General features: G+C 44.1%; 14 protein-coding genes, 1 pseudogene and 1 riboswitch. Of the genes and pseudogenes, 2 read left to right on the forward strand and 13 right to left on the reverse strand.

The genetic code is table 11. The features are described 5' to 3' along the window. Positions 1-69 precede the first annotated feature (69 nt). Both ERX40_RS08580 and tadA read right to left on the reverse strand, forming a co-directional pair. A complete protein-coding gene (locus ERX40_RS08580) occupies positions 70-939 on the reverse strand; it encodes a Cof-type HAD-IIB family hydrolase (protein ID WP_133418091.1) in 870 nt (289 codons plus the stop codon). After that, positions 936-1,454 carry a tRNA adenosine(34) deaminase TadA gene (tadA, locus tag ERX40_RS08585; protein ID WP_133418092.1) on the reverse strand — a complete coding sequence of 173 codons (519 nt, stop codon included), beginning with the start codon at positions 1,452-1,454 and terminating at the stop codon, positions 936-938. Before tadA ends, ERX40_RS08580 begins: the two co-directional genes overlap by 4 nt. Positions 1,455-1,517: 63 nt before the next feature. On the opposite strand from tadA, the gene ERX40_RS08590 reads away from it, so the two are divergent. After that, on the forward strand, positions 1,518-2,123 hold the full coding sequence (locus ERX40_RS08590; protein ID WP_424960725.1) for a deoxynucleoside kinase: 606 nt from the start codon (positions 1,518-1,520) through the stop codon (positions 2,121-2,123). Continuing rightward, positions 2,104-2,760 carry a deoxynucleoside kinase gene (locus ERX40_RS08595; RefSeq protein WP_133418094.1) on the forward strand — a complete coding sequence of 219 codons (657 nt, stop codon included), beginning with the start codon at positions 2,104-2,106 and terminating at the stop codon, positions 2,758-2,760. The genes ERX40_RS08590 and ERX40_RS08595 overlap by 20 nt, the downstream gene beginning before the upstream one ends. Positions 2,761-2,774: 14 nt before the next feature. Here ERX40_RS08595 and ERX40_RS08600 read toward each other — a convergent pair whose 3' ends face one another. The 11 genes and pseudogenes from ERX40_RS08600 to ERX40_RS08650 form a co-directional block, all read right to left on the reverse strand. Next, positions 2,775-3,467, reverse strand: a complete 693-nt coding sequence (locus ERX40_RS08600; RefSeq protein WP_133418095.1) for an HAD family hydrolase — start codon at positions 3,465-3,467, stop codon at positions 2,775-2,777. 3 nt (positions 3,468-3,470) lie between these two features. Next, positions 3,471-4,447, reverse strand: a pseudogene (locus ERX40_RS08605) (branched-chain amino acid aminotransferase). 83 nt (positions 4,448-4,530) lie between these two features. Beyond that, positions 4,531-5,046 (reverse strand): cupin domain-containing protein, encoded by a 516-nt coding sequence (locus ERX40_RS08610; RefSeq protein WP_133418096.1) that lies wholly within the window; start codon positions 5,044-5,046, stop codon positions 4,531-4,533. A gap of 1 nt (position 5,047) precedes the next feature. After that, positions 5,048-5,662, reverse strand: a complete 615-nt coding sequence (gene mtnB / locus ERX40_RS08615) for a methylthioribulose 1-phosphate dehydratase (RefSeq protein WP_133418097.1) — start codon at positions 5,660-5,662, stop codon at positions 5,048-5,050. Next, complete coding sequence (locus ERX40_RS08620) at positions 5,659-6,306, reverse strand: MtnX-like HAD-IB family phosphatase (RefSeq protein WP_133418098.1); 648 nt, start codon at positions 6,304-6,306, stop codon at positions 5,659-5,661. Before ERX40_RS08620 ends, mtnB begins: the two co-directional genes overlap by 4 nt. Then, a complete protein-coding gene (locus ERX40_RS08625; RefSeq protein ID WP_133418099.1) occupies positions 6,294-7,457 on the reverse strand; it encodes a 2,3-diketo-5-methylthiopentyl-1-phosphate enolase in 1,164 nt (387 codons plus the stop codon). The genes ERX40_RS08620 and ERX40_RS08625 overlap by 13 nt, the downstream gene beginning before the upstream one ends. Positions 7,458-7,598: 141 nt before the next feature. Continuing rightward, the gene (locus ERX40_RS11460; protein WP_243713030.1) at positions 7,599-7,754 is read right to left on the reverse strand and encodes a hypothetical protein; all 156 of its coding nucleotides are present in this window, start codon (positions 7,752-7,754) and stop codon (positions 7,599-7,601) included. 40 nt (positions 7,755-7,794) lie between these two features. Then, positions 7,795-8,814: an S-methyl-5-thioribose-1-phosphate isomerase gene (gene mtnA, locus ERX40_RS08635; RefSeq protein WP_133418100.1), complete on the reverse strand. Its 1,020-nt coding sequence runs from the start codon at positions 8,812-8,814 to the stop codon at positions 7,795-7,797. Then, complete coding sequence (gene mtnK, locus ERX40_RS08640; RefSeq protein WP_165980723.1) at positions 8,811-10,004, reverse strand: S-methyl-5-thioribose kinase; 1,194 nt, start codon at positions 10,002-10,004, stop codon at positions 8,811-8,813. Before mtnK ends, mtnA begins: the two co-directional genes overlap by 4 nt. A gap of 81 nt (positions 10,005-10,085) precedes the next feature. Next, a riboswitch (SAM riboswitch) is annotated at positions 10,086-10,189 on the reverse strand. Positions 10,190-10,262: 73 nt separating this feature from the next. Then, the gene (locus ERX40_RS08645; RefSeq protein WP_133418102.1) at positions 10,263-11,216 is read right to left on the reverse strand and encodes an L-threonine 3-dehydrogenase; all 954 of its coding nucleotides are present in this window, start codon (positions 11,214-11,216) and stop codon (positions 10,263-10,265) included. A 39-nt stretch (positions 11,217-11,255) separates the two neighbouring features. After that, positions 11,256-12,446 (reverse strand): glycine C-acetyltransferase, encoded by a 1,191-nt coding sequence (locus ERX40_RS08650; RefSeq protein ID WP_133418103.1) that lies wholly within the window; start codon positions 12,444-12,446, stop codon positions 11,256-11,258. Between the last annotated feature and the right edge of the window lie 44 nt (positions 12,447-12,490).

Consider the following 12,490-nt stretch of genomic DNA (forward strand, 5'->3'; position numbering starts at 1 on the left):
ACGGCAGTCGCTTCATAGAACCATGACAATAAAAAATCCATCTTTCAAATTGAGAGATGGATTTTATTATTATTGATTTTCCTGTTCAAGAAACTTCATAATCGCTTTACCGACGCCGCCCTCTTCATTCGTTGCCGTGACGTATTTCGCTGCCGCCTTGGTCTCAGGTGCACCATTTTCCATCGCAACTGAAAATTCAGCGCGGGCCAACATGGAGACATCATTTAGATTATCCCCTAAGGCCATGGTCTGAGACATCGGTATATTGAGCTGTTCAGCGATGCTATCAAGCGCAATCCCTTTCTGTGCATCCGCATGAGTGATTTCAATATTGCTGCGCGCTGAGGCAGAGATTGCGATACTTGTAAAATCGTTCAGCTCTGCTTTCGCCGCTTCCAGCTTATCAGCATCACTTGAATAAGCAAGAAATTTCATAACGATTTCGCCGTCACGTTCGTAGATGGTCTGATAATCTTCTACTTCTTTCAAGGTACCCTGCTTCAGACGGCGCTCGATACCTTCCCGGATTTTTGTTACGTCCGGCTCGTTGCCTGCCTGGATAGAAATGTCAAGATAAATCTCCAGGTCCTTTTCTTTATTTTCAGTGTAAATACCGAAATTCGTATAGACCTGGTAGAAAATATCATACTTGCGTAATATTTTTGTCACTTCTCTAATCTGTCTTGGACTCAGGTGTGAGGTGTGCGTGATATTGAATTCCTCATCCCGTACTTCTGCTCCGTTCAGGCAGATATAAGGGACTCGAAGTCCTGTCGGTTTGACCGGCATATTCGCTTCGTAAAAGGCACGTCCTGTCGCAATGACGACCGTGACCCCTTTACTCTGTGCATAGCGAATGGCGTCAATATTTTCCTGAGAGATTTCGTGTGATGAATTGAGCAATGTGCCGTCCATATCCGTTGCGATAAGTCTGATCATTCTTCCAGCTCCTCTTCTGTTGTTTCCACTTCCAAGTTTACTACACCTTTATGACGTGCCACCTTATTTTTGCGTATATTTCGGAAAAATTCTGTCAGTGCCGTACTGCATTCTTCCTGACAGATTCCTTTAATCACTGTCGCCCGATGATTGAAGCGGGGTTCTGTCAGTAAATTCATCAGACTGCCGCTGCAACCGCCCTTCGGATCAGTTGCACCATAGACCACAACCGGTATACGACTCATGACAATAGCGCCTGCACACATCACGCAAGGTTCCAGCGTCACATAGATCACGCAGTCCTCAAGACGCCATGAACCCAGGTATTCAGCTGCTTCGTTAATCGCCATCATCTCAGCATGATAAGTTGGATTCTGTTCAGTCTCGCGCAGGTTATGACCCCGTCCGATAACTTCGCCGTGCTGTACGATGACAGCCCCGATTGGTACTTCACCGATCGCTTCCGCTTTACGAGCTTCCTCGAGTGCGAGTTTCATATAAGTTTCATGATTCATGTTAGACCACCTTAATTCTATTTGTGTTACAATACATATACATTTTATCGGTAGGAGAAAATTATGTCATTATATATTGCTATTGAAGGCCCGATCGGTGTCGGCAAAAGTTCACTTACGCGTCTGTTAGCAGAGTCCCTTCAGATGGAGACGCTCTATGAAATCGTTGAGGAGAACCCGTTCTTAAGCGACTTCTATGAAGATATCAGCAAATGGAGTTTCCAGACTGAGATGTTCTTTCTGTGCAATCGCTACAAGCAGATCAGCGATCTCGCTGACCGTTCTGTTGTCAGTGATTATCATATTCTGAAGAATAAGGTCTTCGCCAGAAATACGCTCAATGATGCAGAATACGGGATGTTCGAAAAAATCTACAGTGTGATGACCGAAGACCTCCGCATGCCTGACGTCACTGTTTTTCTGACAGCAGATCTCACTATATTAAAGAAACGCATCAGAAAGCGTGCCCGTGACTTCGAGACGTCCATCACAGATGATTATCTGCTCACCTTGATTGAAGATTACAATGCCATCTATCAGTCAACAGCCAATGCCCTCTTAATTGATACAACCGAGCTTGATTTCGTCCAGAAGCCAGATGATTACAAGAAAGTTCTAACACAAATCACAACATTGATCGGAGAAAACCATGTACAACATACCCAATGATGCTATTATCACGATTGCCGGTACCGTCGGCGTCGGCAAATCTTCACTGACCCAAGCGCTGGCCGAGAAACTGAATTTCAGAACGTCATTCGAGAAAGTCGATAATAATCCTTATCTTGAAAAGTTCTATCAGGACTTTGACCGCTGGAGTTTCCACTTACAGATCTATTTCCTTGCCGAACGCTTTAAAGAACAGAAGCGGATGTTTGAATATGGCGGCGGCTTCATTCAGGACCGCTCAATCTATGAGGATGTCGATATCTTTGCGAAGATGCATGAAGAAGGGGGTACGATGACACCTGAAGACTTCGCGACCTATTATCAGCTGTACGAGGCGATGGTCATGACCCCTTACTTTCCGCGTCCAGACTGTCTCATCTACCTTGAGTGTGACTATGAGGCAGTCATCAGACGCATCTCTGAACGGGGTCGTCAGATGGAGATTGAGACCGATGAAGCCTACTGGCGTGCATTATTTGCACGTTACGAGAAATGGATTGACGACTTCAATGCCTGTCCGGTCGTCAGAATTCATATAGATGAGTATGACGTCTATGATGACAGCCATTCACTGGATCCAGTGATTGAGAAAATCGGTAAAGTCATCGCAGCACACCGTGCCTCACAACAAAGATAGACCGCCATGGCGGTCTATTTTATTTTGTCTATTTGAATGTCTGCTACGCTATCCAGAATCAGGTCAGCGTGACGAAGATCCTGTCTGTTGCCTGAGCCCGTTAATACACCGATGACCTGCGCAACTTCGCCGTTTCTACCAAGCATTACATCCATCTCAGTATCACCGATCATCACGGTATCCTCGCGGCTGATATTAACTCTTGTCAGTATCTCATCCATCAGCTCTTTACGGGGTTTCTGGTGCTCTGAGTTATCACTCGTCACAATTAAGTCGAAGTACTGTCTGATATTGAATTTATCCACAAATAAATCCATTGATTCTGTATCATCTGCTGACACTATAGCAAGTGTGTAACCCGCTTCTTTCAACTGTTTGAGTGTCTCTGCTGCCCCTTCAATAATCTCAATATCATCCACCTCATTATCAGTAGATAGATGTTCCATCTGCCCGAGTGTCCAGTCTGCCATCTGATCACCATTCGGCAGAAATCGGAGTTTTTCCACTATCGTCTTCGCACTGTTCGACTGCATTAATTTATCCAGCTGATCATCCACGATACCAAAAGCATCTTTAATTTCAGATTTAGGTACATGAATATCAGAGCGCGAAGAGAATTCATTGATCAGATCATCGGCTAGTTTTACGATAACGCTGCCCAGCTGCATCAAAGTTCCATCCTTATCAAATACAATCAGCTTAGCCATAGGTCACCTCCTGTTAACTTTCAGACACCAGTCGAACGGGTCCTCAGCAGTTCCTTCCTGAATAGATATGTATACATTATAAAGTCGTTGTGTCACTGGTCCTGTCTGTCCCTGTACCGAAGATTTCAGACACATTGTCAGATTCCATGATCTCTTCAATCGAAATACGGCGCTCTTCAACCTCGTAGCCTAGATATTCAGCGAGCTGAAGAATAGATTTACGTGTGATACCCGGCAGAATGCTGCCATTCAGCTCTGGTGTCACCACCTTACCGTCAATAACAAAGAAAATATTCATACTGCCAACTTCCTCGATATAACGTCGTTCAACTCCATCAAGCCATAAAACCTGATGATAGCCAAGTTCAGACGCGCGAGTCTGTGCTGCCAGACTTGCTGCATAGTTACCTGCTACCTTCGCGAAGCCGACACCCCCGCGGACAGCACGCACATATTCATCCTCTACATAAATGCGCGTCGCCATCAGCTGATCATCGCCATAATAAGGTGACAGAATAATCATGAATCTATATTCACTTGCCGCATGTATGCCAAGATACGGTTCAGTTGCTATGATGAAAGGACGGATATAAAGAGATTCTCCTTGTCCTGCTGGAACCCAGTCCTCTTCAAGCTTAATAAGCTGCTGCAATGCTTCGAGAAGAAACTCACCATCAATTTCCGGAATATTGAGGCGCGCATTCGATTTGTTCATCCGTCTGAAGTTCTCATCCGGTCTGAACAGAATGACATCCTCACCTTGGCGATAGGCTTTCATCCCCTCAAAGACAGCCTGACCGTGGTGCAGCAGGAGAAATCTCGATATTCTGATAAGGCTGAATAGCTGCATTGTGCCAGCCCTCTTCATCGTTATAATCCATCGAGAACATATAGTCAGTGAAATGCTGGCCAAACCCTCTGGCACCTTGTGGTTTTTCTTTTAACTGTTTTCGTCTGATTACTTCAATCTTTCCGGTCATCTACAATCATCCCTTACCGCTTATTTGTACCCCCTTTATTTTATACTTCAGTTTTAATGAGTCAAACAAAAAAGGATACCCTTCTATTTATCGTAAACAGGCACCCATCCCGCTTCGTCGACAAAAATACGTACGGCAACAACTTTACGACTCGTATCAAGTGTAAAATAATGTCTTACATTTGGTGGTACTGATATTAGATCACCTGGATTTAAATGGACCTCAAAAAACTGCTCCTCTCCTTGAATGACAAAAACACCATTTCCACTTACTATCAATCTGACCTCATCATCCGTATGATGGTGTTCACGCTGGAAGTTAGTCAGCAGCTCATCAAGATTCGGAGTTGTCTCTGACAAGCTGATGACGTCACTTGCTTTATAGCCACGGCGAGCGCTGAGGTCCTGGATCTCAGCACTGAACGTTTCAAGGATCTGTGCCTTATCACGGTCAGATAAAGTGTAATTTTCTTTCAAATGATCGCCTAACCTTGACGTGTCCCATTGTTCGTAGATCACTTCATTTTTTTCCAGATATGCTCTTACTTCATCCTGACTTTCGATGCGTTCCTGTGTTGATTGTAAGATTAAATATGCCATTTTAATTCGCTCCCTTTAAATAATATTTAGCTGCATTCAGCTGCAGTTGGTATTCAAACAGAAATTCAGCTGCCTCGAACAGTTTAAGTGCCTCTGCGCTTGTTCGTCCCCAAACATTGACACCATGATTTCGAATAAGAACTATGCCGTAATCATTCTGGATATGGGGAATCAGTAGTTGTGCCAATTGATTAATATCATTCGGATTGGCGATAATAGGTACAGTCAGTACATCATCCTCACACCACAAATCAAAGGCTTTGATCAGCTCCTGCTTTCTGAATTCAATCTTGCCCATATCACCATAAATCTCTGAAATCACGTTGTTACTGATTGTATGGATATGCAGTGAAGTCCGCGCCTTTGACCGCCTGAAAATCTCAACGTGGAGAGGTGTCTCAAAAGACGGCTTCAGATTTTCCAGGGGTTTCCCTTCTGCTGTCACATGCACGAAACTCTGCTCATTGGTAATATATTTATCGACTCCACTCGTTGTGACGATTAACGTATTGTCTGCATTTCTGATTCCGAGGTTCCCGCTCGTCCCGGGAAAGAGACAGCGTGCTGCCAGTCTTTCTTTGACAATGGCCAGATTATTTCTCAGTTCTTCGGTCATGCTGTAACCTCCTTCAGCTTCTCAGCCACTTCATCAAATGTCTCAAACGGTATATGCTGGATACCTTGTTCATATGCATAATCACTTAGTTTATCCGTCGTGAACAGAATGTCTGCTATTTGCGAAAGCTTAATATCTGTCACACTATCCCCGATGGCTATCACTTTTTCATTAGACAGCTGACGTACAATCGAGGGCTTACAGGTACCACATCCACCTGACTCACAATGTTCATCACATAGATGCGTCCATTCCACTTTCATATAATGTTCTTGAAAATCCACTTCATTAGCATAGACTGCAGCGATCCCATTGAATTGTCCAAGAATCGGCTCAATAAAGAAGTGCATGCCGCCGCTGATGATATAAAAAGGAATATCAAGCCTTTCAGCGGTATCGAGCAGCTGCTGAAAGCCAGGCCTGAGCTCTACTTCATTCAGGACATAATCAATGATCGCTTCTTTTTTCGCACTTTCCAACAGCTGGAAAAGATCAGTTACTCCTTCTTGAACAGATATCTGCTGCGCAAGCACTTTCTTAAGAATCGGTTCGCTTTTATCCGGCGCAAACTTTTGCATGATAGCTACAATCGTATCCGCTGCTGTGACAGTGCCGTCAAAGTCACACGCAATTATGTAGCCCATAGACGCATCGCCTCCTGATAAGCTTCACCCGTCTGGCCACCGTTATAGAGTTCAATCGCTTCAGAAAATGCTCTTCCACCAGCGGCTGCACCTTGCGGATGTCCATGGACGCCGCCTCCTGCATTGATGACGATATCTGTACCGTAGTCTTCAATAAGTCTTGACACAAGACCCGGGTGAATCCCTGCTGAAGGGACCGGAAACGTTCTTCTGACACCTATATCATCACGAGCTGCTTTCACAATCTGCTGCGCATCCTGAGCATTCATCGGCACCGAACCATAAGGTGCCGGGAAAAGGATGAAATCAGCTCCTGCCAGACGGGTGAGTTTAGCTAGCAGAAGACTGTAACTGAGACCGTAATCCGGGCTTCCAGCCAGCGCACCTGCTAATGCAGGATGCGCCAGAATCGGCAGACCCAGATTCAGGGTACGAATTGCTTTCAGTACATCGAGTCCATAGGCATGAACATTAAAAAGAAAAGCTGTCGCACCCAATTTCTTTGCTCGAACGGCTTTGTCTTTGAGCTGGAAGACGGGCCCAGATAAATTAACTGCATAGAGCACTTCTTTACCTGTTTCCTTCTTCACTTCCGCCAGTACTTCAGCTCCTGCTCTTATACGATCTTCAAATGGTAGTTCAGGAACGTCATACAAGATTTCATCATCTTTAATAATATCAACGCCACCCTTTGCCTGCTCTCTTAACTGATCACGGAAGAACTGAATATCACGACCGATAATTCCTTTAAAAATACTCATTACCAGCGGTCGTCTCTCTACCCCTATCAACTGGCGAATGCCTTCGATTCCTAATGCAGGTCCCGGAAAGTGTTCGGTAAACCGGTCAAATTCTATATCTATCAGCTTGATTTGACCGTCAAGAGATAACTTGCCGAATACTGTTGTCAATATAGACGAGAAGTCACCAGTGATATTTTTAACGGGGTAACCGATTTTCAACTCAAACAGATCATCTGCCAGCTGTTCAGCGGTAACCACTCTGCCCTTGTAAGCCTCAAGATGCTTCTGATCCAGTTCTGTCAGATCCGTCCAGCTGCCAACTGTCAGGCCAACTGCAATATTTTCAGCTATTTGATAAATATTATCTGTTTTTTTTCTAATCTGATATGTGGCAATGATTTCAGACATGTGGGTGACCTCCTTTTTTTAACTGTGCATAATTCACCATCAGTGCAATGGCCAGCACACTTCCTTTGACAATATTCAATGTATAATAAGGTACGGACAGCATCACCAGTCCATTCTCCAGTATCGCTATAAGCAGAGCACCTAACAGCGTTCCTGGAACCGGACTGCATTTTTCTTTGAGCCAATCATATTGACGCGTCCTGGATTAGTCTGATGAAGCAGCAGATAGGCCACGATCGCCATGCCGCTGAAGATAGAAATCATATTGTTGACTGACATAAACTTAGGAGTAGCCATCCAGCAAGCACCACCCCCTGCTAAATACTTAACGCTCCTTTCATTTAGCTTCCTCTTCTCCAAATAGTTTCTTGATCGCTTCTTCTGTTGCATCCACCAGCCCGTGTTCTGTCGCAAGTGCTGTAATGAGCTCATGCGGCGTGACATCGAAGGCCGGATTATAGACCGCACTGCCTTCTACTGTGATCGCCTTATCATGAATATGCGTCACTTCATAAGGATTCCGCTCTTCTATCGGAATACCTTCACCACTGGCTACTTCCAGATCAAAGGTCGGTGTGGGTGCTGCAACATAGAATGGCACGTGATAGTAATGTGCGGCAATGGCCAGTGGCAGTGTGCCGATTTTATTGACGACATCTCCATTCGCCGCTACCCGGTCGCAGCCTACGAATATGGCTGTAATTTCACCTTGCTGCATCAGGGTCGCGGCAGTCGAATCGGTAATAATAGTGACATCTATGCCAGCTTGTGCGAGTTCATAGGCTGTCAGTGCGCCCTGCAGTCTCGGTCTTGTCTCATCACTGTAGACTTTAAAGGAAATATTCTGTTCATGTGCCAGATAGAAAGGGGCTGTTGCTGTGCCGTAAGCACTTGTTGCCAGCATTCCAGGGTTACAGTGAATAAGAAACGACGTGCCATCCTGCACAAGGTGCTGCAGAGACTGGCCGATTGCCAGATTGATCGTGGTGTCTTCCTGATCAATCAGATGTGCTTCATCTTCCAGACGCTGAATGGTTTCTGACTGGTTATCAGTAATTAAATGACTGACCCGCTTTAATGCCCAGTGCAGATTGACTGCAGTCGGTCGTGTATTCTTCAGTCGATTGATAACACGTTCCATATGAGTACTGAAATGACCACCCTTGAACTCCCTTGCGCCGATTGCTGCACCATATGCCGCTGTAATGCCGATTGCAGGAGCGCCTCTTACCACCATCTGTTCAATTGCCTGTGCTACCTCTTCAACTGTGTTGACTGTCTTGTAACTAGTTTGATGAGGTAGCTCTGTCTGATCGAGTAAGGTCAGATAACCCTCTTTATATTCAACTGCCTTCATGCGACCTGTTCCTTACTGTTCTGATAGATTGCGAATAAAGATGGATAGATTCGTATTTTATCAGGATGCTGAATCAGGTAGCGTGCAAATGACAGCAGCTGAATTTCCGTTCTGACTCTCGTCTCTTCAAGTAACGTGATGTCCGACACTTTTGCCATACCGACAATGCGGCGGATGATTTCAAGACCTGCGACCATATAAGCATCTTTCTCAATTTCCGAGATAAAGGCAGCAAATATCGATTCATCATTCAAGGCAATATCCCGTGTCTCATTCTGCAGAATAATCAGTGCAGAGGACCGGAACGTCTTCATGACTTCTTCAATTGTCTTTTCCAGCCAAGCCATCTGCTCTTTCTGTCCTTTTGTCTCCGCATATGCATAGGCAAATAAAAGATGTGCAATAACATTCCCGACATCATAGCCGGCAGGACCGAAGAAGCCGAATTCCGGATCGATCACTTTAATTCCTTCAGCGTTCACAAATACTGAGCCAGAATGGAGATCCCCATGAATGAGACTTTCTGCTTTATTCAGAAATTTCAGTTTCGCTTCTGCAGCAGAACGCTTCAATGCTGCATCATTATAGATATACTGCTCTACATATTCCGCTAGTTCAGGAGATAGTTCATTACGGCTGAAGTTATCATAGAAAGGTTCTGTATAAACCAGGCCCTCTGTAATCTCGCAAAGTTCCGGATTGATCATTTCCTTCTGCAGCATCTTCTTCTCCTTCGGTGGCAGAATGAAGTCAGAAGTACGGATAAGCGTCTCTGCCAAGTAATGCCCTAAAAGCTGACCGAGATGGGGATAGATCTGATTCTGCTGCAGGGCAGTACGTAAGATTTCATAATTGCTGAGATCCTCCATAATCACACACTTCATTGTCTCATCTATCAAATAAATAGCCGGCACAAAATCAGGCACATAACGGCCGTGCGCCTGTAATAAACGCCCTTCTCTTATCGTGCGGTCAGTTGATAGAATGAACTCGTCCGATATACGTGCCGTATGACCGGAGTGTTTAACAATAACTGACGTTTCTCCGTCCGAAATCCTGAAGACATAATTCAGATTGCCGTCACCAATTTCAGACACGGTCAGTTCTTTGTCCGTAAAGCAGTCTGTTTTTTCGAGTATGTATGCTTTAACTGCTGCTTCATCCATTAAGAAATAACGATCAAACTTCATTTTCTTCTCCCTTGAGTTCTTATCAAGAACAAAAAAAGACGTTTTTCCTTGTACAAGGAAAAACGTCGCCATCAGTATCTCTACTTATCTTTCAGTACATCAGTACTGTAGGAATTGGCACCTTTTCCATTGGATAGGTTGCTGGACGTCATAGGGCCTAATCCCTCAGTCACTCTTGATAAGAACTATTTAATTTTTTTGTTAGTATGAATATTAAATCAAGAAAGATTGAAAGTCAATTTAAATTTTCAGAAATATTTATTTATTTTCTTTTTCACGAATAGCTGACAGCATTTCTTTTGTCATTGTATCTAAATCAAACTTAGGATCGAAGCCCCATTGTCTTTTCGCTTCTGAAGCGTCGATTGAATTCGGCCAGCTTTCAGCGATTGCCTGACGCACCGGATCCACGTCATAGTCAAGTTCGAAATCCGGTATTTCTTTACGAATGCTTGCTGCAACCATTTCAGGGTCAATACTCATCGCAGTGACATTGAATGCATTTCTGTCTTCAAGTTTGTCTGCGGGTGCTTCCATTAATTTGATGATGGCATCGATTGCGTCATCCATGAACATCATATCCATGAAAGTGCCTTTGTCGATATATGAAGTGTATTTACCTTCACGGACCGCTTTGAAGTAGATTTCTACTGCATAGTCAGTTGTACCGCCACCTGGTTCTTTAACGTGTGAAATAAGACCTGGGAAACGCACGCCGCGTGTATCTACGCCGAAACGATGGAAATAGTAGTCACATAATAACTCGCCGGATACTTTGTTAACGCCGTACATCGTTGTTGGACGTTGAATAGTTGTCTGTGGCGTGTCGTCTTTTGGTGTATTTGGACCGAACGCACCAATTGATGAAGGTGTGAAGAACTGCATATTGTGCTTACGTGCAACTTCAAGTGCATTCAGTAATCCACCCATATTTAAGTTCCAGGCGAACACCGGATTTTTTTCTGCAGTTGCAGATAATAACGCAGCCATGTGCATGATTGTATCCGCTTTGAATGCTTCTGCGATTCTATCCATTTTCTCTGCATCTGTTACATCGAGTTCTTCAAATGGGCCTTCAAGTACACGGCTGCCTTCTTCCGGGCGACGTAAATCCGTTGCAAGCACATTGTCCTGTCCGTAGATTTCACGTAATTTTGCTGTTAATTCTGTACCGATCTGGCCACATGCACCCGTGATCATAATTCTTTTCATTATATGAACGCTCCTTTATGGGGTTGATATTTCCATTGATTATTGAATAATATTTAACTCTTTGCCGACTTTTTCGTAGATCTTAAGTGCATCATCGAGCATTTCTTTCGTATGAGCAGCTGTCGGCATATTTCTGACACGTCCAGTGCCTTTTGGTACTGTCGGGAAGACGATAGATTTAGCATAGACGCCTTCTTCCATTAAGCGTTTTGAGAATTGCTGTGTTATTTTTTCGTCACCGATGATACATGGTGTGATCGGTGTCTCTGAATGTCCGATATTGAAACCAAGTTCTTTCAGACCTTTTTTCAGGTAGTCACCATTTTCCCATAATTGATCATGTAATTCAGTCGATTCCATTAAGATATCGATTGCTTGAATGATGGCAGCTGAATCGCCAGGTGTTAATGAAGTGGAGAATAAAAACGGACGGCCCGCTACTTTTAACCAGTCGATGAGCTCCTGTGTTCCTGCTACATAACCACCGACAACACCGATCGCTTTAGATAATGTACCCATCTGGAAATCAATTTTGTCCTGCAGACCAAAATGTTTAACCGTACCGGCACCTTTGCCCATGACGCCTGATCCGTGTGCATCATCCACATAGGTGATCAGATTGAATTCTTCAGCAATCTTAGCGATTTCAGGTAATAAAGCGACATCGCCGTCCATTGAAAAGACGCCATCTGTGATATACATGATTTTTTTGTACTGTCCTGATTCAACCGCTTCTTTCGCTTTCGCACGTAAATCTTCCATATCTGAGTGTTTAACACGGATGATCTTTGCTTTTGACAGGCGACAGCCATCAATAATTGAAGCATGGTTCAGCTCATCTGACAGAATCGCATCTTCTTTGTTCATCACTGCACTGATAGCACCCATATTACAGTTGAAGCCTGATTGGAAAGCGATAGCTGCTTCTGTTCCTTTGAATTCGGCAATTTTTTTCTCAAGCGCCGCATGTATATCAAGTGTGCCATTGATTGTACGGACAGCACCTGCCCCTACGCCATGAGAATCGATTGTTTCTTTCGCTGCCTTTTTAAGACGGTCATGCGTCGCAAGACCTAAGTAGTTATTAGAAGATAAGTTGATAAGCTCTTTGCCGTCAATCTTAATTTTAGGACCGTTAGCCCCTTCTACTACGTTAATAACGTTGTATAATCCATTGTCCTTCAAGTAATCGAGATTCTCTGTTAAAAACTGATCTAAAACTTTAGACATTTTGCTTCCTCCTATAGGGTTCATAATGGAATGTATTAATATTC

This window comes from Macrococcus carouselicus, from assembly GCF_004359515.1.
Lineage (GTDB): Bacteria > Bacillota > Bacilli > Staphylococcales > Staphylococcaceae > Macrococcus > Macrococcus carouselicus.